Raw genomic sequence first — 20,874 nt, forward strand, 5'->3', positions numbered from 1 at the left:
AGAGGTTCGCCCGGCGGCGAGGACGCCGCACGGGCAGGAGGTGGAAGATGACGACCGCGACGCGGAGCAGGGAGAACACCCGTGCGCGCCTGCTGGATGCGGCGACCCAGGTGTTCGCCGAGGCGGGGCTGGACGGCGCGACGGTGGAGGCGGTGTGCGAGCGGGCCGGTTTCACCCGGGGCGCGTTCTACTCGAACTTCGAGTCCAAGGACGAGCTCTTCCTCATGCTGGCCGGCTCCGTCACCGCGGAGCGGCTGAACGCCGTCCGCGCCCGCATCGGCGAGCTGACCGCGTCCGGCGGCCTGGCGCAGCACTGCGATGCCACCGCCCTCGTCCAGCAGGTCATGGATGCGGGCAGCGACGATCGGCTCGGGGTGATGCTGCTCAGCGAGATCCGCATCAGGGCGCTCCGCGACGAGGCGTTCGGTCGCGCCTATCTCGCCCAGGAGGAGCAGATGGTCGAGGGGATCGCCCGCGTCATCGCCGATGTCGTGGAGACGGGGGCGATGACGCTCCGTGTCACGCCGGACTTCGCCGCGCGCACCCTCCTCATGGTCTGGGAGGGCATGACGGTGCGCGGTGCGATGGCCGGGCAGGATGCGGCACAGCTCCGCCGGACGGGGAGCACGGAGCTCGGCCGGATGGTCGAGCTGCTGATCGGCTGACCGCCTGATCGGCTGGTCGGCCCGCCTACGCGCCGGGGCCGAGTGGGGTGAGTCGTCCCGCGTCAGGCGGAGGGGTCGTCCGTGAGGGCGGCGTGGCAGCGCGTCAGGCGATCCAGCCACCAGGCCCTGCGGTCGGACGGGGCCTCGAGCCGCGCCAGTGCGTCGGGATCGGGGACGACGCGTCCGATCGGGACGCTCCCGCCGTCCGGGCGGGCGTCGGCGACATCGTCGGCGAACAGGGACGCGGTGCCCAGCCCGCAGTCGTAGTCCAGCTCGGGGAGGGCGGCGGCGAGCGCCGCGCCCTGGGACAGCCCGACCGCGGTGTCCAGGGCGCTGGAGACGACGGCGGGGAGCCCCGCCTCCGCGACGATCGCCAGGGCCCGTCGGATCCCGCCCAGCGGCTGCGCCTTGACCACCAGCAGGTCCGCGGCGCCGGCACGCGCCACGGCGAGCGGGTCCGCGGCCTTGCGCACGCTCTCGTCCGCGGCGACCGGGATGCCCATGTAGCGGATGCGCCCGCGGAGCTCGACGAGCTCCGGGACGGTGGCGCACGGCTGCTCGGCGTACTCCAGGTCGAACTCGGCGAGTGCGTGGATCGCCCGCTCGGCCTCGTCGACGCTCCATCCGCCGTTCGCGTCGACCCTGATGCGCCCTTCCGGGCCCAGCGCCTCGCGCACGGCGCGGACCCTGGACACGTCCTCCGTGATCGTCTGCCCGGACTCTGCGACCTTCACCTTCGCCGTCCGGCAGCCGTCGAAGCGCGCGAGCACCTCGGCCACGCGATCGGCGGCGACGGCCGGGACGGTCGCGTTCACGCGCACGCGATCCCGCAGCGGCGTGGGGCGCTCCTCCCAGGCGTCCGTGATCGCGGCGGCGAGCCAGACCGCGGCCTCGGCATCCGGGTACTCGGTGAACGGCGAGAACTCCGCCCATCCCGCCGGGCCCTCGAAGAGGAGCGCCTCGCGGACGTCGATGCCGCGGAACCGGGTGTTCAGGGGGAGCGCGACCACGCGTGCGGTGTCCAGCAGCTCTGCCAGCGTCGGGATCATGCGTCCATCATGCCCGCCCGCCCCTGTCCACTGATCGCACAACGCCGTGTCATTGACGATACTGTGCGACGCACTATATAGTGATGAACATGAGTCAGGACGAGTTCGACGGCCATCTCCAGGAGCTCCGGCGCGGCACGATCGTGCTCGCAAGCCTCCGCCTCCTGCGGGAGCCGGGCTATGGGTACGGCCTGCTCGAGCAGTTGGCGGCCGCCGGATTCCCGACGGACGCCAACACCCTCTACCCCCTCCTCCGCAGGCTGGAGAAGCAGGGGTTCCTGGACAGCGAGTGGAACACCGACGAGGCGAGGCCGCGCAAGTTCTACCGCACATCCCCGGCCGGCCTCCGGCTCGCCGAGACCCTCATCCGCGAGGTCGCCGCCATCGCTGCTGCGACCGCCGCTCTCACCGAAACGGAGCATTGACATGACCCGCACCACGACCGGTGCCCGCTACGCGAGCCGTTACGCCGCAGCCGTCGCCCGATCCGTCCCCGCGTCCGCGAGGGACGACGTCCGCGCCGAGGTGGAGGCGGCCGTCGCGGACCAGGTCGAGCCGCGCATGGAGGCGGGCGAGGGCAGGGACGACGCCGAGCGTGCGGTCGTCGCCGCGCTGGGCGACCCGATCGCCTATGCCGCCTCGCTCACGGATCGCCCTCTGTGGCTCATCGGCCCCCGCTACTACGCGCCATGGCTGCGGCTGCTGCGTCTCCTCCTGATCGTCGCCATCCCGTGCATCGCGGTCGGCGTCTCGATCGCCACGCTCCTCCAGGGCGGCGGCGTGGGCGACGTGATCGGCGCGATCATCGCCGGCGTCCTGCAGGGCGCGGTGCAGATCGCGTTCTGGACGACCCTCGTCTTCGTCATCCTGGAGCGCACCGGGTCCAGCGGGGAGGGCATCACAGAGTGGAGCCCGGATCAGCTTCCGACGCTGGAGTCCCGGGGCGCTGCCGTCTCGGACTTCGCGGCGACCGCGGTCATGGCCGTGATCCTCGCCGGGACCGTGCTCTGGGACCGTTTCCTCGGCTGGGGACCCCAGGCCGTGCACGTGTTCGCCTTCGACCTGTGGCCGGGCTACGGCATCGGTCTGCTGGCGGTCCTCACGCTCACCGTCCTCGTTGCGGGCGTCGTGCTGGTCCGGGGCCGGTGGACCGTCCCCCTCGTCGTCGCCAACGTGCTGCTGGCCGCCGTGACGGCGGTCGCCGCCCTGATCCTGATCTGGCAGCACCGTCTGCTGCATCCCGACCTCACGGCGCTGTTCGGCGCGGCCGAGGGGACGGTGGTGACGATCCTCGACGTCGTCCTCACGGTGATGTTCCTGGGGGTGCTCTTCGGCGCGGCGTCGGACGGGTTCCGCAGGCTCCGCCGGGGGCGCACGGAATAGGCTGGACGACGTGACCGAATCCGCTGTCTCCGACCTGTTCGATCCCGAGGAGTGGACGCTCGCGCCGGGTGCCGACGCCTACACCGACATCACCGCGCACGTCTCCACGGACGGCCGGATCGCGCGGGTCGCGTTCGATCGGCCGGAGGTGCGCAACGCCTTCCGGCCGCACACCGTGGACGAGCTGCACCGCGCGCTCGACATCGCGCGGCAGGATCCCCGGATCGGCGTCGTCCTGCTCACCGGCAACGGACCGAGCCCGAAGGACGGCGGATGGGCGTTCTGCTCCGGCGGGGATCAGCGCATCCGCGGCCGCGACGGGTACAAGTACTCGGAGGCCGAGGGCGAGGTCCGGGACCCCGCCCGTGCGGGCAGGCTGCACATCCTGGAGGTCCAGCGCCTCATCCGCTTCATGCCCAAGGTGGTGATCGCGGTCGTTCCCGGCTGGGCCGCCGGCGGCGGACATTCGCTGCACGTCGTCTGCGACCTCACGATCGCCTCGGCCGAGCACGGCCGGTTCAAGCAGACCGATGCCGACGTCGGATCCTTCGACGCCGGCTACGGCTCGGCGTACATGGCGCGGCAGACCGGGCAGAAGTTCGCGCGGGAGGTGTTCTTCCTCGCCGAGGAGTACTCGGCGCAGCGCGCCTACGAGGCAGGCGCCGTGAACCGGGTCGTGCCGCATGCGGAGCTGGAGCGGGAGGCGATCGCGATGGCCCGCACGATCCTCACCAAGTCGCCCACCGCGATCCGGATGCTGAAGTTCGCCTTCAACGCGGTGGACGACGGGCTCGTCGGGCAGCAGGTCTTCGCGGGGGAGGCCACGCGGCTCGCCTACGGCACGGACGAGGCCGTGGAGGGGCGCGACGCGTTCCTGGAGAAGCGCGAGCCGGACTGGTCGCCGTACCCCTGGCACTTCTGAACAGATGATCCGCCTGCGATCCGTCGACTCCTCGGAGCCCGGCGCGGTGCGCCGGGCGCTCGAGGGCGCGCTCGACGGCCTCGAGCCGCTCGCGCTGGGCTTCCCGCCGGGGGAGGCCGACCGGGTGCCGGAGGGGACGGCCGTCGTCATCGCGACGTCGGGCTCCACCGGCGTGCCGAAGCGGGTGGTCCTGAGCGCCGATGCGCTGCGGGCGAGCGCCGCGGCGACGGCCGCGCGGATCGGGGCGGGGAACTGGCTGCTGGCGCTCCCCGCAGGCTACGTCGCCGGCCTCCAGGTCCTGGTGCGCTCGATCCTCGCCGGCACCGACCCGGTCGTGCTGGGCGGGCGCTTCGACGCGGGAGCCTTCGCCGATGCCGCCCTCGGGATGCCCGACGGCCGGGTGCGGCTCACCTCGCTCGTCCCCGCGCAGCTGGCGACGCTCGTCGACGCCGCCGAGAAGGAGGATCGGATCCGTGCCGCGCTCGCCGGGTTCGACGCGATCCTCGTCGGCGGCCAGGCGCTGCCGGCGCCCCTGCGGGACCGGGCGACCGCGCTGGGGGCGCGTGTCGTGCGCACCTACGGCTCCAGCGAGACCAGCGGCGGCTGCGTCTACGACGGCGTACCGCTCGACGGCGTGGCGGTGCGTGCGGTCGAGGGGGAGCTCTGGATCGGCGGGCCGACCCTGTCCGCGGGCTACCTCGGCGATCCGGCGCAGACGGCGGACCGGTTCGTGCCGGACGATGCCGGGGCGCTCTGGTACCGCACGGGCGACCTCGGCACGGTGGACGAGGCCGCCGCGGGCGCAGGCACCGTACGGGTGCTCGGCCGCGCCGACAATGTGATCGTCTCCGGCGGGGTCAACGTGTCGCTCGACCGGGTCGAGCGTGCGGTGCGCGGAGTCCGCGGATTCGAGAACGCCGTCGTCCTGGGCGGAGACGACGAGCGGTGGGGGCAGTCCCCGGTCGTCGTCGTCGCTCGGGCGGACGTGTCGGGCGGGCCGGTGGGCGGATCGGCGAGCGAGCCGGTGGGGGAGGCGTCGGGCGATCCCGTTCCCGATGTGGATGGCCTGCTCGCCCGGGTCCGCGCGGCGGCGGCTGCCGAGGTCGGTGCCCCTGCCCGTCCGTCGCGGGTGGTCCTCGTCGACGTCCTCCCGCTCCTGGCCTCGGCCAAGCCCGACCGCGAGGCGCTCCGCCGCCTCCTCCGCTGACCGGGTCGGTCCCCGCCCGCGCTTTCCGGGATCGCGCTGCCGTTTCCCGTTCGAGCTGTCGTTCCTCGCTCGCGCTGCTGTTTCTTGCTCGCGCTGTTGTTTCTTGCTCGCGCTGTCATTCCTTGCTCGCGCTGTCATTTCCTGGTCCGCGCTCTCGTTCTGACGGACGCGCTGCTGTTTCCTGTTCGCGCGGCTCAGATTTTCGCAGCGCAAGCGGGAATCGGCAGCGCGAGGAGATATCTCCCGAGTCGTCCGCTGCCCGCCCGGCCCTCTCGTCCGGCCTGCTCCTCCGGCCCGCTCCTCCGGCCCGCCTGAGGTGGCAGGTTTGGCCCGCGCTGCTGTTTTCCGCGTGCGCTGCGCAGGTTTGCGGCGCGTGTGCAGGAAACTGCAGCGTGCCCCCAGGAAACGGCAGCGCACCCCAGGAATCGGCAGCGCCCCAGGAAACGGCAGCGCCCCAGGAAACGGCAGCGTGAGGTGATGCCGCCGGAGTCGTCCGACGCTTGCCGGTCTATCCGCTCGGTCCACCCGCCCCGCCCCGCCCCGTCCGCCCCGTCCGCCCGGTCCGCCCGGTCCGCCCGGTCCGCCCGGCCTGCACGTCCACCTGGCCCGCTCGTCCGCGATGGCAAGTTCGACCCCGCGCTGCTGTTTTCCGCGTGCGCTGCGCAGATTTGCGGCGCGTGCGCAGGAAGCTGCAGCGTGCCCCCAGGGATCTGCAGCGTGCGCAGGAAACTGCAGCGCCCCCAGATATCCGCAGCGTGGGTGCGGTCTCTGGCTCTCGGGCCCCCGCGGTGCCGGCTCCAGGCGCCCCGCGGTACCGACCCCAGGCGCCCCGCGTTGCTGACCCCACGCGTCCGGTGATGTCGACCGGACGCCGACCCCGGGGCCGATCCGGACGAGGCACGCACGCCGGCCCGCCCGCGGATACATCGCGCGATGGATGTCGGCCGCCGGGCGCTCGCGTAGCGTGAGGGGGTGTTCCGCTCCGTTCCCCGTGTCTGGCTCGTGTTCGACATCGTCGGCGCGGCGCTCGGACTTCTCGTCACCACGCCGATCTCGCTCGTCATCTCGTCCGGGGAGATCAGCCGGTGGCTCCCGTCGTCGAGCATGACCGTCGCCCTCTATGTGGTGGTGGGCGTGGTGTTCTGGGGTGCTGCGGCGATCAGTCGAATCTCTCCACGGCTCGCGCTGATCGTCGCCTGGACGGCGGCAGCCATGCAGATGGCCGTCGGGTTCTGGCCGTCGGGCTACAACCTCGCGATCCCGATCGTGCTGTTCGCGACCGCGGCCTGGGGCACGAGGACCATGATGTGGCTCGGCGGGGCGTCGGCCGCGCTCGGCGGCGTGGTCGCCGGCGGGTATTTCACGCTGATCATCCATGGACAGCTGATCGCGGACGATCAGATCGGGATCCGCGTCGCCACGGTCTTCGTCATCACTACCTCGCTCGCGGGGCTGACGCTCGTGGTCGGCTGGGGCGGAGGCCTCCTCTGGCGGTCGATCCTGAAGGGCCGGCGCACCAGGGAGGCGCAGGTGCATGCCGAGGCCGTGGCGACGACCGAGCAGGAGCGGGTGCGGATCGCCCGCGACATGCACGACGTGGTGGCGCACTCCCTCGCGGTCGTGATCGCCCAGTCCGACGGCGCCAGGTATGCGGCGGCGGCGGATCCCGCGTCCGCGACGGCCGCACTCACCACGATCGGGCAGACCGCCCGCGCCGCGCTGTCGGACGTCCGGCTGCTGCTCACGCAGCTCAGGCACAGCCAGGGCCAGGGCCCGCAGCCCACGCTGGCGGATCTGGAGACCCTGTACGGGCAGGTGCGGGCCGCGGGCGTCGAGCCGCGCGTGACCGTCGATCCGATGCCGCCGGGCGAGCCCCCCGCCGCCATCCAGCTCGCCGTCTACCGGATCCTGCAGGAGGCGCTCACGAATGCCCTGAGGCATGGCGGAGGCGACGTCGACGTCCGCCTGTCCTGGTGGGTCGATCGTGTGGACATCGGCGTTGCGAACGACATCGGCGCCGGTCATGTCTCCTCTCCCGGAGGGCATGGGCTCGTGGGGATGCGCGAGCGCGCCCAGCTCGTGGGCGGTACGCTGACGGCCGAGCGGGTGGGCGATCGGTTCGTCGTGAACGCCGCGCTCCCGATCGGAGGTCCCGCATGATCCGGGTGGTGCTCGTGGACGACCAGGCGCTGTTCCGTGCCGGCATCCGCATGCTCGTCTCCTCCCAGCCCGACCTCGAGGTGGTCGGTGAGGCCGGCGACGGCGCGGAGGCGATCGAGGTGGTGCGCAGCGCCCGGCCCGACGTGGTGATGATGGACATCCGCATGCCGGTCATGGACGGGCTCACCGCCACGGCGCAGATCCTCGGCGAGCCCGATCCGCCCCGCATCGTGATGCTCACCACCTTCGACCTCGATGAGGCGGCCGCGAAGGCCATCCGGCAGGGGGCGAGCGGGTTCCTGCTCAAGGACGCGGATCCGGAGTTCCTCCTCGCCGCGATCCGTACCGTCCATTCCGGGTCCAGCGTCATCGCGGCCTCCGCGACCCGGGAGCTGTTCGCCCACTTCTCGTCGCCGCAGAAGGCGCCCGTGCCGCCGACCTACGAGGATCTGACCGAACGGGAGCGGGAGATCTTCGCGCTCGCGGCGAGGGGCCTCTCGAACGCCGAGATCGCGGCTCGCGAGTTCCTCTCCGAGGCGACGGTCAAGACCCACATCAGCCGGATCCTCACCAAACTGGGTCTGCGCGACCGCGTGCAGCTGGTCGTCTTCGCCTTCGAGCACGGCCTGACCTGATCCCGGGCGGGCTCCGCGTCGTTCCGGGGCCGGGGCTTGTTCCGGGCCGTTTCTGTCCGTCGGTTTCTGTGGGTCCGTTCTGTCCGTCGGTTTCTGCCCCGCCGTTTCTGCCCCGCCGTTTCTGCCCCGCCGTTTCTGCCCCGCCGGGGCAGTTCGTGTGGGTTCGGCACCCGTTGAACCCACAGAAGCTGCCACGCCGTGGCGCGTAAGCCGAGCCCACAGGACTGTCAGGGGTCGAAGGGCTCATCCCGCTCTGTCCTGCCCCGCCGTGGCAGTTCGTGCGGGTTCGACGTCCCTTGAACCCACAGAAGCTGCCACGCCGGGGCACAAACTGCGCCCGCACACCCCGGCCCGGCCCGACCTGCCCCGCCCCAACCTCGCCCCACCCAACCCCGCCCGCCAGGATCCGCCCCCGCACGGCAACCGCGGATCATCCTCGCGATGTACGGGGATGCATCCGACGGCCGACGCGGCGGGACGAGCCGCTCCGTAGCGTCGAAGGCATGGAGATCACGACCAGCGACCTGGGCCTCGCCGCCCGCGTCCAGCACCTGACCAAGAACTACGGCGCGGGTGAGGGTGCGGTCCGTGCCCTCGACGATGTCAGCGTCGGCATCCGCCGCGGACAGTTCACCGCCATCATGGGCCCGTCCGGGTCCGGCAAGTCCACCCTCATGCACATCATGGCCGGCCTCGACACACCCTCCGAGGGGCTGGCGTGGATCGGCGACACGGAGATCACCGGGCTCAGCGACCTCGATCTGACGATCCTGCGCCGCCGTCGCGTCGGCTTCATCTTCCAGGCGTTCAACCTCGTCCCCACCCTCGATGCACTCGGGAACATCCTGCTCCCGTTCGAGCTCGACGGGCGCCGGCCCTCGGCGGTCGAGCGCGCGCGGATCGATGGCCTGGTCGAGACGCTCGGGCTCGGCAAGCGCCTGCGCCACCGTCCGCACCAGCTCTCGGGCGGACAGCAGCAGCGCGTCGCGATCGCGCGGGCGCTGGCCACCGCCCCCGACCTGGTCTTCGCCGACGAGCCGACAGGCAACCTGGACTCGGCCACCGGTCGCGAGGTGCTTCAGCTCCTCGCCGCCGCCAGCCGGGATCACGGCCAGTCGATCGCGATGGTGACGCATGACGCGATTGCCGCGAGCCACGCCGACCGGGTGTTGTTCCTCGGCGACGGCAGGATCGTCGCCGACCACCCGCGCCAGAGCGCCGAGGAGATCTCGGCGTACATGCTCGCCGCGGAGGTGGCGGCATGACCGCCGCGACTGTCTCGGGAACGCTCCTGGAGACGCCGCTGACCCCTGCGCGTCTGAGCTGGCTGCGCGATCGCGGCATGGGTGCGAGCATCCTCGTGGCGACCCTCGCCGCCGCGTTCGGCGTGTTCCTGGTCGAGGTGACCGTCTACATCGGCGCCATGCTGCAGGCCGACCCGCTCATCGGCAACAGCGGGACGCTCGCGGTGGTCGTCTCGATCCTCTCGGTCCTGCTCACCGCTGTCGCGATGTACGTCGCCGCGATCGTGACCGCCAACACCTTCGCCACCATTGTCGCCGGGCGCACTCGCCGCATCGCCCTGATGCGTCTGATCGGTGCCTCCGCGCGCTCGCAGCGGGCCGAGGTCGCAGGACAGGGCCTCATCGTCGGCGTGCTCGGCGCGGTGCTCGGGCTCGGCGTCGGCGTCGGCGCGTCGGCGATCGGCGCGCTCATCGGCGCGCAGGTGCTGCCGCATCCGCCGACGGACTTCTCGCTGCTCCAGCCCGGGGTCATCCTTCCGGTGCTCGGTGTCGCGCTGACCACGTGGATCGCCGCCTGGGCGGGGTCGCGTCGGGTCCTCGTCGTGACGCCCCTCCAGGCGCTCGGGGGGTCGGCCGACCGCACCCATGACGAGGTCGCGACCCGTCCCGCCCGCAATGTCGGTGCGCTCGTGCTGCTGATCCTCGGGGTCGCGCTGCTGGTCGCCGGCGTCGGTGTCGGGTTGGTGACGCCGCTCGGCGTGGTGATCGCGTTCTTCGGCGGAGTGCTCTCCTTCACGGGCCTCTCCGTCGGCGCGACGCTCGTGATGCCTCCGGTGCTGCGCCTGGTCGGGCGGCTGTTCGGCTCCGGGCCCACCGCCCGGCTCGCTGCGGAGAACGCGCTGCGCTATCCGGAGCGGTCCAGCCGTACCGCGATCGGCGTGGTGATGGGCGTCACGCTCGTGACGATGTTCGCGGTCGCGATGGAGTCGGCCAAGGCGCTGCTGATCCGCCAGACCGAGGGCGATGACGCGCAGCTGTTCTTCGCGCCGATGGACGCGTTCGCCTCGATCATGATGGTCCTCGTCGCGATCTCGGCGGTGATCGCCGCCGTCGGCCTGGTGAACCTCCTCACGATCGGTGTCGTGCAGCGTCGCCGGGAGCTGGGGCTCCTTCGGGCGATCGGGCTCACCGGACGTCAGGTGCGTCTGATGGTGCTGCTGGAGGCTGTGCACATCACGGTCGCGGCGACGCTGACGGGTCTCGTCCTCGGCATCGGCTATGGGTGGATCGCCGCGCAGTCGCTCCTCGGCTCCGTTCCGACGATCCCGGAGCTCAAGCCTGCGGGGCTCGTGGCGCCTGCCGTGCCGTGGGTGCCGGTGGTCATCATCGTCGTCGCCACGGCCGTGCTGACCCTCGTCGCCTCGGTGGCGCCGACCCGGCTCGCGACGCGGGTCGTGCCGGTCGAGGCCCTGGCCGCCGACTGATCGCTTGGGCTTGGGCTTGGGCTTGGGCTTTTTGTGCCCCGCCGTGGCAGAACTTGTGGGTTGAGCGGCTTCCCAACCCACAGGATCCGCCCCGGCGGGGCATGTTCTGCGGGTTGGCTCTCCTGAGCCGCAAGTTCTACCCCGGCGTGACACTTCTTGTGGGTTGAACAGCCCTCCAACCCACAGTTCCTGCCACGGCGGGGCACTTCTTGCGGGTTGAGCTTCCTAACTCACAGTTCCTGCCACGGCGGGGCACTTCCTGTGGGTTGAGGGGCCTCCCAACCCGCCGTTTCTGCCACGGCGGGGCAGAAACGGCGGGGCAGAGGAAGCAGGCGGGACGAAGAGGCGCGAAGGACCAGAAGGCCAGAAGGCCAAAGGCCAGAAGGGCCAGAAGGCGAAGGTCAGAAAGCCCTAGAGGGAGGCGGGCGAGGCGGGAGACTCGGGATCGTGCGCCCAGGTACGGGCGAGGGAGCGGATCCGGCGGGCACGCCATTGCCAGATGAGCCAGAGCGACGGCCAGAGCAGGGCGGCACCGGGGCCGCCGATGACGAGGCGCTCACGCCAGAGCGTGCGGGACGAGTCTCCGGGCGCCGGGGACACGGCCATCTGATGGTCCCAGACGTCGAGCCCGGCGAGCGGCCCGGTCAGCGGGATCCCGCTGTCCCGCAGGATCCGCACCGTGGCGCCCCGGTGCTCCTCCACCCGCTCCGAGACGGAGATGAGCTGGCGACCGATCGGGAACCGGCCCAGCAGACGGAGCTGCACGGCGACGGACTCCCGCGGGTCCAGCTCGGACGCCACGACCTGCGCCTCAGTCTGGTCCAGGGGCGTGACGACGACGAATGGACCGTACATCTCCGCGAGCACCGTCGGGGAGTGGAGCGCGCGCCAGGCCGCATCGGCGTCCGTGTCGAGAGTGAGCTTCTGCAGGATCCTCATGGCCCCATCCAAACACTTCCGGAGCGGGGAATCGCTCCTGCCCACGTCCGCCAGGTCTGCCAGGTCCGCTGGGGGATCGCATGTCTTGAGGCGAGCGCACCCGAACCCTCGATCAGCGCGGCGCCCTCGCCGCCAGACGGTCGGCGGACGTGATCTCCCTCCGCGTCCACTCGAAGGCGAACCGCTCCTCGAAGCGGGGGGAGCACTGGGCGCAGGATGTCGGGCGCGACGGGCGCCGGTGCCGGAAGGCCGTGTGCCCGGACGGGCACCGGCCGACCCATGGTGCGAGCTCCGTCGCCGTCTCGCCTGAATGGGTCGTCCCGCCGACGTAGCCGATGTCGCGGGCGATCCGCTTCCATGCCGCGCCGTGCGCGGCCGCATGGCCGGCGAGGGCGTGCGCGACCTCGTGCAGCAGCACCTGATGGATCTCGTCGTCCTCGAAACGCGCGGCGAGATAGCGGGACACGGTGATCCTGCGATTCCGGAAGTCGCACTGTCCCGCACGGCGCTTGGCGTTGTCGAACCCGAACGTCCATGAGGTGTCCAGATGCATCCGCAGCAGAGCCTCGCCCCAGACCCGCACACGATCCAGATCTGCCATGGAAAAAGGCTAGGTCATCCCACGGACATCGGCGCCATTGCTCCCAGGAATCACGGACGCTGCTCGTCGTTCGGGCTGCTGTTTCCTGTGATCGAGGGCATCCGCGCTGTCATTTCCGGCCCGCGCGCCGTGAATCGGCGCAGCGTGAACAGGATTCCGCAGCGCGAGCGAACAACGACAGCGCGAGCAGAGAACCGCAGCGCGAGCGGATAACGACAGCGCGAGCGCAGAACCGCAGGCGCGCAGGCGTCAGCCGACGGCCAGCGCCGGGTCTCGGAGCCGCTCGACGGTCTCGATCGCGAGCAGCGCCGACTCCAGGGCGGCGTCGTCGGCCCCGGCCTCGCGGCGCAGGAACAGCGTGCGCTTGAAGCTCTCTCTGGCCTGCTCGAAGTCCCCGGCCTCGAGGGCCGTCTTCCCGTGGTGCTGGTGGGCGAAGGCCGCGATGGCCGTCCATCCCTGGCCCTCGGCCTCGTCGACGCAGGTCGCGAGCTCCTGATCGGCGGCGGCGTAGGCGCCGCGGTACTGCAGCACGGTGGCGCGGAGGATGCGAGCCCGCAGCAGATCCTTGCGGGTGCCGGCCATGCGCGACTGACGCACGGTCTCGTCCGCGAGGGTCTGGGCCTCGTCGAGGCGTCCGAGCACCTTCAGCAGCCAGACACGCTCCAGGAGGGCCGGGATGCTGCGCTGCTGCTCGATCTCGGCGAGGCGAGCCTCGCACTCGGCCGGGTCGACCAGTTCGCGGAGCGTTCCGGAGTCGTATCCCTTGATGAAACCCACGTGTCCGTCCTCTCCGCTCCGCGATCCTTCGTCCTCCAGTTTGCCTGCCCGCCCCCGGCATCGCGAGTCGGCGCGCCCGGCGGGGCGAACTCGCCGGACGAGAGGGGGCCGCCCGTCAGCGCAGGAAGTCAGCGGAGGAAGACGGAGGCGTCGGGTCGGGGCGAGTCGGACGCCGTCGCATCGGTCACGATGGTCGCGTCCCGCGCGAAGGCGGCGACCTCGGCGCCCTGCGCGATCTTCGCCGGGTGGGGGCCGGCGGCGAGCATCCGGGGGAGCGCGTCGGCCGGGAGCGGCGTCGCGGACGCGGCCAGGACGAGGTTGCCGAATCGGCGGCCCTTGAGGATCTGGGCATCGGCGAGGACGGCGACCTCCGGCAGCACGGCCGCGATCGTCGCGACCTGGCGGCGTGCGAAGGCGAGGCCAGGACCATCGGCGACGTTGACGAGGAGGACGCCGCTCCCGGTGAGAAGGCCCGCCAGCTCACGGTAGAACTCGACGCTCGTGAGGTGCGCCGGCGTCTGCGCGCCGGAGTAGACGTCGGCGACGATGAGGTCGACCGCTCCGGTCATCGCCGGAGGTAGTCGGCGGATCCCCTCCCTGGCATCGCCGATCCGCACCCGGATCGAGGCGCCGCGGGGGAGGGGGAGCTGCTCGCGCACGAGCTCGACGAGCGGCGCCTCCAGCTCGATCACCTGCTGTCGGGATCCCGGCCTGGTCGCGGCGACGTAGCGGGGGATCGTCATGCCGCCGGCGCCGAGATGCACCGCGGTGACCGGGGTCGACGGCTCGCGCATGGTGTCGATCACGGCCCCCATCCGCACCACGTACTCGAAGTGCAGATGTGTGGGGTCCTCGAGGTCGACGTGGGACTGCGGGGTGTCGTCGATGAGCAGCTCGTAGCCGCCTCCGTGCTCGGCGGGGGTCACCCGGGCGATGGAGCCGGAGGACAGGCGCGCGGAGGGGTGCTCGACGCTCTTCCCCCGGACGCGGCCCATGTCCCGAGCCTACGCCGAACCGCCGATCGGCCCCGCGTCCGGGGCCCGGGACCGGGGTAGATCACGGGTCCATCACGACCTTGGAAGCAACTTGCAGACATTTTGTTCATCGTGGATACTTTTTCCGACGGGCGAGCGAATCCGATGACGCCCAGGAACTTTCAAAGAGGAGATTCCCCGATGAAGAAGCGCATCCTCCCGCTCGTGGCGCTCGGCGCCGCGGCGACCCTGGGTCTGGCGGCCTGCTCCGGCGGCAGCACCCCGGCGGCGACCAGCGGCCCGGTCGACGGCAAGGGCAAGACCCTCACCGTCTGGATCATGAAGGGCACCAATCCGGACGCCTCCGCGTTCTACGACGAGGTCTCCAAGGCCTTCGAGAAGGAGACCGGCGCCACGGTGAAGGTCGAGGAGGTGCAGTGGGCGGACGCCCACGACCGCTTCGTGACCTCGATCGCCGGCGGCACCACGCCGGACCTCGCCGAGACCGGCACGACCTGGACGGCCGAGTTCGCCGACGCCGGGGCGCTCCTCCCGATCGACCAGTACGTCGACGCCGAGAAGGGCCTCAAGGACGACCTCGTCGAGGGCCTGAAGGTCGCGGGCACCTATGACAAGGAGCTCTACGGCATGCCCTGGTACGCCGGGGTCCGCTCGATCGTCTACCGCACCGACGTCTTCCAGGAGCTGGGCCTGAAGGCCCCCGAGACCTGGGACGACATCGTCAAGGCCGGCGACGCCATCAAGGCGGCCAAGCCCGGCATGCTCCCCTTCCCCGTGCCCGGCGACGCCGAGTTCCAGGTCTACCCCTGGGTCTGGGGCGCCGGCGGAGAGGTCGCCACCGAGAAGGGCGGCACCTGGACGAGCGAGCTGAACAGCGAGAAGTCGCAGGACGGCATCCAGTTCTACACCGACCTCGCGACCAAGCACGGGTTCTCCTCGGCGGGCGCGACCACCTGGAAGGAGACCGACCTCCGGGACGCCTTCTCCCAGGGCAACGTCGCCATGATGCTCTCCGGCTCGTGGACCCCGAAGAGCCTGATCGAGGCCAACCCCGAGCTCGAGGGCAAGATCGGCGCCGCGGTCATCCCCGGCAAGGATGGCGGGATCGCCCCGTCCGTGCTCGGCGGCTCGCACCTGTCGATCTTCAAGGACACCAAGGAGCCGGCGCTGGCCTGGGCCTTCGTGAAGATGATGACCACGGGTGAGTTCGCCGAGAAGTGGGCGGGCCAGACCGGCTACTTCCCCGGCGTGCAGTCCGCGATGAAGGAGGCCATCGCCTCCACCGACCCGCTCGTCGCTCCGTTCGCGAAGCAGATGGTGGAGGGCGGCGCCTCGGTGCCCGTGACCCCGAACTTCGGCGCCGTGCAGGCGAAGAAGACGACCAACTCCATGATGCAGGCCATCCTCAGCGGGCAGAAGGACGTCGCCACGGCGACGAAGGACGCCGCCGAGGAGATGACCGGCCTGCTCAACCAGAAGTAGGACGCATTCCATGACGATGGTGCAAGCACCACTGCCGGCCGCGGGTTCGGAGCGACGCTCCGCATCCGCGGCCGGCGGGCCGTCCGGCCGCAAGAAGAAGCTGAGCTGGGTCACGGCCCGGCCCTGGCTGCTGCTCGCCCCTGGCCTGGCGATCCTTGCCGTGCTGATGCTCTGGCCGCTGGTCCAGGTCTTCATCTTCTCGCTGCAGGACTACGGCCTCCGCGAGATCAACACGGGGCGGACGAACTTCATCGGCTTCGACAACTACGTCGAGGCGCTGACGAACCCGACGCTGTGGACGGTCGTGCTGCCGAACACGGTCGGCTTCGCCGCCGTCGCGGTGTTCGCCACCGTCACGGTCGGGACCCTCGTCGCCCTGCTGCTGGCGCGCCTCGGTCGGGTGTGGCGCACCATCGTCTCCAGCTGCATCATGATCGCCTGGGCGATGCCCGCGGTCACGGGGACCTACGTCTGGACCTGGATCTTCGACGCGGACCGCGGCGTGTTCAACGCCCTCCTGCAGGAGTGGGGCCTGATCGACGGCCCGGTCAACTGGTTCACCAACCAGTGGGCGTTCTATGCGATCGTGCTGCTGAACATCGTCCACCACGGCTTCCCGTTCGTCGCCGTCACGGTGCTGGCGGGTCTCCTCGGCGTCTCGAAGGAGATGCTCGAGGCCGCGGCCCTCGACGGCGCAGGCGCCTGGCGCCGCTTCTGGAAGATCATCTTCCCGACGCTGAGGCCGGTCTTCTCGGTCGTGATCATCCTCTCCACGATCTGGGACTTCAAGGTCTTCGCGCAGGTCTACCTGATGCCGGGGGGCAACGGAGGAAACCGCTCCGTCCTCAACCTCGGCGTGTGGTCCTATGTGGAGTCCTTCGGCCAGAACCGGTACGGGTTCGGATCCGCGCTCGCGGTGCTGCTCACCCTCGTGCTGCTGGGCGTCACGATCGTCTACATCCGCGCCCTCATGAAGGAGGACGAGCTGTGAAACCCCGCAACCGCGTCCTGTCCCGGATCGGCCTGACGGTCGGCGTCGCCGCCGTCCTTGTGTTCACGCTGTTCCCGGTGTACTGGATGGTCTCCAGTGCCTTCGACAAGAAGGCCTCCAGCGGCGGCCAGTCGCTGCTGCCCAAGGAGCCGTCGCTCGACAACTTCGCCTTCGTGCTCACCGAGGGCGGGTTCGGGACGTTCCTCCGGAACTCGCTGATCGTGGCGCTCGTCACCGTGCTCGTCAGCGGGTTCGTGTGCCTGCTGGCGGCCGTCGCCGTCGCCCGCTTCCGGTTCAAGTTCCGCACCTCGATCCTGCTGATGATCCTCGTCGTGCAGATGGTCCCCCTCGAGGCGCTGGTGATCCCGCTCTTCCTGCAGGTCAAGAGCCTCGGCCTGCTCAACAGCATCCTGGGACTCATGGTCGTGTACGTCGCGCTCTCCCTCGCCTTCGGGATCTGGATGCTGCGCGGCTTCGTCCAGGCAGTGCCCGTGGAGCTGGAGGAGGCCGCCTACATCGACGGCGCGAGCTGGTGGCGGATGTTCCGCTCGGTGCTCCTGCCGCTGGTGATGCCGGGCCTGGTCGCGACGAGCGTCTTCAGCTTCATCACCGCCTGGAACGAGTTCATCTTCGCGATGACGATGCTCGGCGGCGCGACCGACCAGTACACGGTCGCGATCGGCCTGAAGTCGTTCTTCGGCGAGCACGCCAACGACTGGGGCAGCATCATGGCCGCGTCCACCATCATCACGGTGCCCGTCATGATCTTCTTCGTGATCGTCCAGCGCCGCCTGTCCAGCGGCCTGGTCGCGGGGGCGGTGAAGGGATGAGCGACGAGCTCGAGCGCCTGGCGAACGGGGTCCTCTGGCCCGGCTTCCTCGGCACGACCGCGCCCGCGTGGCTGCGGACGGAGCTGCGGCGGGGCCTGGCCGGGGTCGTGTACTTCGGGCAGAACATGGGCGAGGGCATCCATGAGCTGAGCGCCGACCTGCGCGCGGCCAATCCGGACGCGCTCATCGGCATCGACGAGGAGGGCGGCAGCGTCACCCGCATCGAGGCCGCCACCGGCTCGACCGTGCCGGGCGCTGCCCAGCTCGGCGGGCTGGACGACGTCGCCGCGACCCGTGCCACGGGGGCCGAGCTCGCGCGCCGGGTCCGGGCGATCGGGGCCGATGTGCTCCTCGGCCCCGTCGCGGACGTCAACACCGATCCGCGGAACCCCGTGATCGGCGTGCGCTCCTTCGGCGCTGATGCCGAGCTGGTCTCCCGCCATGCGGTGGCGGAGATCGAGGGCATCCAGGGAGCGGGCGTCGCGGCCTGCGTCAAGCACTTCCCCGGCCACGGCGACACGCACGTGGATTCGCACCACGACCTGCCGACCGTGGATCTGGACCCTGCGGAGTTCGAGCGGGTCCACCTCGCCCCGTTCCGTGCCGCGGTCGCCGCGGGCGTCAACGCCGTGATGACCGCGCACATCGTGGTCCCGGCCTGGGGCGAGGAGCCGGCGACGCTCAACCCCCACGTGCTCGGGATGCTCCGCGCCGAGGGCTTCGACGGCGTGATCATCACGGACGCCCTGGACATGGCGGCGATCCGTGAGTCCGTCGGGATCGGCGGGGGAGCGGTGAGGGCGCTCGCCGCCGGCGCCGACCTCCTCTGCATCGGCAACCCGACGAACCCCGGCGATGTCGCACTGCCGGATCAGGACGAGCGGGACTTCCTCGCCGCCAGGGACGCGATCGTCGACGCCTTGCGCGACGGCTCGCTCTCCCGGGCGCGGGTGGCGGAAGCCGGCGCCCGCAACGCACGGCTCTCGGCGAAGCTCCGAGCCGCCGAGACGGGAGCGGCCTCCGACGCGAGGTATGGCGATGAGAGCTCCGACGCGGCGGGATACGACGCCGAGGCGATCGTGCGGCGGGCCGTGACCGCGCGGGCCGCCCTCGGCGCCCCCGCTCGGGGCCTCGTCGTGCTCGACGCGCGCCGTCGCTCCTCGCTCGCCGTCGACAGCGCCGGCGCCTACGTCGCCGCGACTCTGGCCGGGGACGGACCGCGCGTGCGGCTCGACACCGCCCGCGCCACCGAGGCGGAGCGCGCCGCGGCGATAGGCGAGATCGTGGCGGTCGCAGAGGCAGAAGGCGTCGCCGAGGGGGAGTCCCTCCGGGTCGTCGTGCTCGTCGACCGGATCGACACCGACGAACGGCAGCGCTCGCTGCTGGACGCGGTCGCCCTCGCCGCCCCGTCCGCGGCGGTCGTGAACGTCGGTCTCCCCGCCGAGGGCGCCGTGGGCGTGCTGCCGATCCTCGACGTCCGTGCGGCGAGTCGGATCGGATCGGCCGTGGCGCGCGAGAGGCTGGTCGGCGTGACCCGATGAGGGACGCGCGGGACGCGCAGGGGAGGAGGAGCTCCGTGGACGTCGATGTCATCGCCGCCGTCCGAGGCGCCCTGCCCCGGCTGAGCGCGGCCGAGGCCCGAGTGGCCGAGAAGGTGCTCGGCGACCCGACGCTCGTCGTCGACCTCGCGATCACGGACCTCGCCCGGCTGTGCGGCACCTCCCTGTCGACGGTCGCCCGGTTCGCGCAGACGGTGGGGTTCTCCGGCTACCGCGAGCTGCGCGTCGCCTTCGCCCGGGCCGCCGCCGTCGCGCAGGTGGAGCAGGGCAGGTTCGGCTTGGACGACACGGTGATCGATCTGGGCGACGACATCGCGACGGTCGCGGCCAAGATCGGCGCGCACGAGGTCGGGGCGATCGAGCAGACGGTGCTCGCGATCGACTTCCCGGTCCTTGACCGCGTGGCCGCGGCGATCGCCGCGGCACCGAGGGTGCAGCTGCTCGGGCACGGGGCCTCCTCCCTCACCGCGCAGGACATGCAGTTCAAGCTCTCCCGGATCGGCTTCGCCGCCGCCCACTCCGGGGACCCGCATGTCGCGGTCGCGGCAGCCGCGCTCCTCGCCCCCGGCGATGTGGCGGTCGCGATCTCCCACAGCGGCGAGACCGCGGAGACCCGCCGCGGGGCCGAGGTCGCCCGGGCCGCGGGGGCGCTGACCGTGGCCCTCACGAATGCGCCGAACTCCCCGCTCGACCGCATCTGCGAGGTCGTGCTGCATACGCACGCGAAGGAGGCGCCGCTGCGGATGGCGGCGATGTCGAGCCGGATCGCGCAGCTCGCCCTGCTGGACGTGCTCTTCGTCCGCGTCGTGCAGCACCGCGGGGAGTCCGTGAACGAGCCGCTCCGCGCGACCCGCCGGGCGGTCATCGGACGCTGAGCGCCCCGTCGACGTGGTCGCGGGTGGTCGTCAGCGCCCGTGTCGCCAGCCGGTGCGCCCTGGCGAGGCAGCCGGCCAGGGAGAGCTCGGCCAGCACTCCGGCGAGGAAGCCGGCGGCGAAGGCGTCCCCCGCGCCGATGGTCTCGACCACGGGCGCGTCGACGGCTGGCGCTTCGGCGCGCTCGTCGCCGTCGAAGGCCACGGCGCCGTCGGCCCTGGTCACCACGAGGTGCCTGGGCGCGGGGAACATCGCGCGCAGCCGGTCGGGGTCGCCCGTGCCGAGGAGGTCCTCGGCGTCGGCGGCGCTGCACTGGACGATGTCTGCGCGGGCCATGTAGTCGCTCAGGAGCGTTCGCGCCTCCTCCTCGCGGCCGCGCCAGAGCGCGGGGCGCCAGTTGAGGTCGAAGCTCACCCGGAAGGGCCCGGGGAGGGGGTCGGAGGAGGATCCGGGAGAGGAGAAGAGCTCGTCCTGCGCGGCGCGGGCCGTGGCAGAGAGGGCGGGCGTGATCCCCGTCGTGTGCACGAGGGCGGCGTCCGCGAGGAGGTGCGCCGCCTCCGGGGTCCGCAGACTCTCCGGGGAGAGGGCGGCGGCTGCGGAACCTCGGCGGTAATAGTGCATGAGGCCGTCGATCGAGCCGTCGGGCCTCGCCTCCAGCTCCTTCACGTAGAGGCCGGTGGGCGCGTCGGGATCGGTCACGACGGCCGAGGCGTCGACCCCGTGCGCCTCCAGCTCGGCGCGGAGGAATCGGCCGAACCCGTCGTCCCCGACCCGGGACACCACGGCGGCGCGGGTCCCGGCGGAGGCCAGTGCGATCGCGACGTTCCATTCGGCTCCGGCCAGGGAGCGGTGGAACGAGCGGCAGTTCTCCAGCGGGCCTGCGGTCGTGGGGACGAGCGCGATCAGACCTTCTCCGAAGCAGATGACCAGGGGAGTGTCGGGCACGTGGCGACCCTACCCGATCGGGGGGTCCGGATGCCGGCCGAGAGGCGGACATACCCCACACCGGGACGAAGGTCAAGAATCCCGCTGGACATGTCGCGAAATCGGACGTATAGTTGATCCTTGCGCCTCGCTT

General features: G+C 71.5%; 20 protein-coding genes. 14 read left to right on the forward strand and 6 right to left on the reverse strand.

The features are described from left to right. Positions 1 to 47 precede the first annotated feature (47 nt). Positions 48 to 665, forward strand: a complete 618-nt coding sequence (locus J2Y69_RS09595) for a TetR/AcrR family transcriptional regulator (protein ID WP_310020006.1) — start codon at positions 48 to 50, stop codon at positions 663 to 665. A 62-nt stretch (positions 666 to 727) separates the two neighbouring features. On the opposite strand, the gene J2Y69_RS09600 is transcribed toward J2Y69_RS09595, so the two are convergent. After that, positions 728 to 1,714 carry an o-succinylbenzoate synthase gene (locus tag J2Y69_RS09600; RefSeq protein ID WP_310020008.1) on the reverse strand — a complete coding sequence of 329 codons (987 nt, stop codon included), beginning with the start codon at positions 1,712 to 1,714 and terminating at the stop codon, positions 728 to 730. 89 nt (positions 1,715 to 1,803) lie between these two features. On the opposite strand from J2Y69_RS09600, the gene J2Y69_RS09605 reads away from it, so the two are divergent. The 8 genes from J2Y69_RS09605 (at position 1,804) to J2Y69_RS09640 (ending at position 10,749) form a co-directional block, all read left to right on the forward strand. Next, positions 1,804 to 2,139 (forward strand): PadR family transcriptional regulator, encoded by a 336-nt coding sequence (locus J2Y69_RS09605; protein WP_310020010.1) that lies wholly within the window; start codon positions 1,804 to 1,806, stop codon positions 2,137 to 2,139. Position 2,140: 1 nt separating this feature from the next. Beyond that, positions 2,141 to 3,097 carry a hypothetical protein gene (locus tag J2Y69_RS09610; protein WP_310020012.1) on the forward strand — a complete coding sequence of 319 codons (957 nt, stop codon included), beginning with the start codon at positions 2,141 to 2,143 and terminating at the stop codon, positions 3,095 to 3,097. A gap of 10 nt (positions 3,098 to 3,107) precedes the next feature. Further along, a complete protein-coding gene (locus J2Y69_RS09615; RefSeq protein WP_310020014.1) occupies positions 3,108 to 4,019 on the forward strand; it encodes a 1,4-dihydroxy-2-naphthoyl-CoA synthase in 912 nt (303 codons plus the stop codon). A gap of 7 nt (positions 4,020 to 4,026) precedes the next feature. Continuing rightward, the gene (locus tag J2Y69_RS09620) at positions 4,027 to 5,226 is read left to right on the forward strand and encodes an AMP-binding protein (RefSeq protein ID WP_396653073.1); all 1,200 of its coding nucleotides are present in this window, start codon (positions 4,027 to 4,029) and stop codon (positions 5,224 to 5,226) included. A 972-nt stretch (positions 5,227 to 6,198) separates the two neighbouring features. Next, positions 6,199 to 7,386: a sensor histidine kinase gene (locus J2Y69_RS09625; protein WP_310020018.1), complete on the forward strand. Its 1,188-nt coding sequence runs from the start codon at positions 6,199 to 6,201 to the stop codon at positions 7,384 to 7,386. Next, positions 7,383 to 8,021 carry a response regulator transcription factor gene (locus J2Y69_RS09630; RefSeq protein WP_310020019.1) on the forward strand — a complete coding sequence of 213 codons (639 nt, stop codon included), beginning with the start codon at positions 7,383 to 7,385 and terminating at the stop codon, positions 8,019 to 8,021. Before J2Y69_RS09625 ends, J2Y69_RS09630 begins: the two co-directional genes overlap by 4 nt. A 503-nt stretch (positions 8,022 to 8,524) precedes the next feature. Beyond that, positions 8,525 to 9,286 carry an ABC transporter ATP-binding protein gene (locus J2Y69_RS09635; RefSeq protein ID WP_310020021.1) on the forward strand — a complete coding sequence of 254 codons (762 nt, stop codon included), beginning with the start codon at positions 8,525 to 8,527 and terminating at the stop codon, positions 9,284 to 9,286. Continuing rightward, entirely contained in the window at positions 9,283 to 10,749 is a 1,467-nt protein-coding gene (locus J2Y69_RS09640; protein ID WP_310020023.1) for an ABC transporter permease, read from the forward strand. The genes J2Y69_RS09635 and J2Y69_RS09640 overlap by 4 nt, the downstream gene beginning before the upstream one ends. A 411-nt stretch (positions 10,750 to 11,160) precedes the next feature. Here J2Y69_RS09640 and J2Y69_RS09645 read toward each other — a convergent pair whose 3' ends face one another. From J2Y69_RS09645 to J2Y69_RS09660, 4 genes are all read right to left on the reverse strand, one after another. Continuing rightward, positions 11,161 to 11,688, reverse strand: coding sequence for a hypothetical protein (locus J2Y69_RS09645; protein ID WP_310020025.1), 528 nt, complete (start codon positions 11,686 to 11,688; stop codon positions 11,161 to 11,163). 112 nt (positions 11,689 to 11,800) lie between these two features. Beyond that, the gene (locus tag J2Y69_RS09650; RefSeq protein WP_310020027.1) at positions 11,801 to 12,289 is read right to left on the reverse strand and encodes a SprT-like domain-containing protein; all 489 of its coding nucleotides are present in this window, start codon (positions 12,287 to 12,289) and stop codon (positions 11,801 to 11,803) included. 249 nt (positions 12,290 to 12,538) lie between these two features. Beyond that, positions 12,539 to 13,066, reverse strand: coding sequence for a hypothetical protein (locus J2Y69_RS09655; RefSeq protein WP_310020029.1), 528 nt, complete (start codon positions 13,064 to 13,066; stop codon positions 12,539 to 12,541). Between the two features lie 128 nt (positions 13,067 to 13,194). Then, complete coding sequence (locus J2Y69_RS09660) at positions 13,195 to 14,061, reverse strand: spermidine synthase (RefSeq protein WP_310020031.1); 867 nt, start codon at positions 14,059 to 14,061, stop codon at positions 13,195 to 13,197. A gap of 180 nt (positions 14,062 to 14,241) precedes the next feature. On the opposite strand from J2Y69_RS09660, the gene J2Y69_RS09665 reads away from it, so the two are divergent. From J2Y69_RS09665 to J2Y69_RS09685, 5 genes are read left to right on the forward strand one after another with little or no spacing between them, the layout of a single operon-like run. After that, entirely contained in the window at positions 14,242 to 15,543 is a 1,302-nt protein-coding gene (locus J2Y69_RS09665) for a sugar ABC transporter substrate-binding protein (RefSeq protein WP_310020033.1), read from the forward strand. A gap of 10 nt (positions 15,544 to 15,553) precedes the next feature. Further along, complete coding sequence (locus tag J2Y69_RS09670; RefSeq protein WP_310020035.1) at positions 15,554 to 16,534, forward strand: carbohydrate ABC transporter permease; 981 nt, start codon at positions 15,554 to 15,556, stop codon at positions 16,532 to 16,534. Continuing rightward, positions 16,531 to 17,364, forward strand: coding sequence for a carbohydrate ABC transporter permease (locus J2Y69_RS09675; RefSeq protein ID WP_310020037.1), 834 nt, complete (start codon positions 16,531 to 16,533; stop codon positions 17,362 to 17,364). The genes J2Y69_RS09670 and J2Y69_RS09675 overlap by 4 nt, the downstream gene beginning before the upstream one ends. Next, positions 17,361 to 18,905: a glycoside hydrolase family 3 protein gene (locus J2Y69_RS09680; protein ID WP_310020038.1), complete on the forward strand. Its 1,545-nt coding sequence runs from the start codon at positions 17,361 to 17,363 to the stop codon at positions 18,903 to 18,905. Before J2Y69_RS09675 ends, J2Y69_RS09680 begins: the two co-directional genes overlap by 4 nt. Positions 18,906 to 18,940: 35 nt before the next feature. Continuing rightward, a complete protein-coding gene (locus J2Y69_RS09685; protein ID WP_310020040.1) occupies positions 18,941 to 19,798 on the forward strand; it encodes a MurR/RpiR family transcriptional regulator in 858 nt (285 codons plus the stop codon). Here the strand turns inward: J2Y69_RS09685 and J2Y69_RS09690 are convergent. Then, positions 19,785 to 20,741, reverse strand: a complete 957-nt coding sequence (locus J2Y69_RS09690) for a sugar kinase (RefSeq protein WP_310020041.1) — start codon at positions 20,739 to 20,741, stop codon at positions 19,785 to 19,787. The genes J2Y69_RS09685 and J2Y69_RS09690 overlap by 14 nt on opposite strands. Positions 20,742 to 20,874 lie beyond the last annotated feature (133 nt).

The organism is Microbacterium resistens (assembly GCF_031456305.1).
Lineage (GTDB): Bacteria > Actinomycetota > Actinomycetes > Actinomycetales > Microbacteriaceae > Microbacterium > Microbacterium resistens_A.

Excerpts from the sequence above, each read along its gene's own strand:
- J2Y69_RS09595 (WP_310020006.1), top strand. The coding sequence starts at position 48 with ATGACGACCGCGACGCGGAGCAGGGAGAACACCCGTGCGCGCCTGCTG.
- J2Y69_RS09600 (WP_310020008.1), bottom strand. The coding sequence starts at position 1,714 with ATGATCCCGACGCTGGCAGAGCTGCTGGACACCGCACGCGTGGTCGCG.
- J2Y69_RS09605 (WP_310020010.1), top strand. The coding sequence starts at position 1,804 with ATGAGTCAGGACGAGTTCGACGGCCATCTCCAGGAGCTCCGGCGCGGC.
- J2Y69_RS09610 (WP_310020012.1), top strand. The coding sequence starts at position 2,141 with ATGACCCGCACCACGACCGGTGCCCGCTACGCGAGCCGTTACGCCGCA.
- J2Y69_RS09630 (WP_310020019.1), top strand. The coding sequence starts at position 7,383 with ATGATCCGGGTGGTGCTCGTGGACGACCAGGCGCTGTTCCGTGCCGGC.
- J2Y69_RS09635 (WP_310020021.1), top strand. The coding sequence starts at position 8,525 with ATGGAGATCACGACCAGCGACCTGGGCCTCGCCGCCCGCGTCCAGCAC.
- J2Y69_RS09640 (WP_310020023.1), top strand. The coding sequence starts at position 9,283 with ATGACCGCCGCGACTGTCTCGGGAACGCTCCTGGAGACGCCGCTGACC.
- J2Y69_RS09645 (WP_310020025.1), bottom strand. The coding sequence starts at position 11,688 with ATGAGGATCCTGCAGAAGCTCACTCTCGACACGGACGCCGATGCGGCC.
- J2Y69_RS09650 (WP_310020027.1), bottom strand. The coding sequence starts at position 12,289 with ATGGCAGATCTGGATCGTGTGCGGGTCTGGGGCGAGGCTCTGCTGCGG.
- J2Y69_RS09660 (WP_310020031.1), bottom strand. The coding sequence starts at position 14,061 with ATGGGCCGCGTCCGGGGGAAGAGCGTCGAGCACCCCTCCGCGCGCCTG.
- J2Y69_RS09665 (WP_310020033.1), top strand. The coding sequence starts at position 14,242 with ATGAAGAAGCGCATCCTCCCGCTCGTGGCGCTCGGCGCCGCGGCGACC.
- J2Y69_RS09670 (WP_310020035.1), top strand. The coding sequence starts at position 15,554 with ATGACGATGGTGCAAGCACCACTGCCGGCCGCGGGTTCGGAGCGACGC.
- J2Y69_RS09680 (WP_310020038.1), top strand. The coding sequence starts at position 17,361 with ATGAGCGACGAGCTCGAGCGCCTGGCGAACGGGGTCCTCTGGCCCGGC.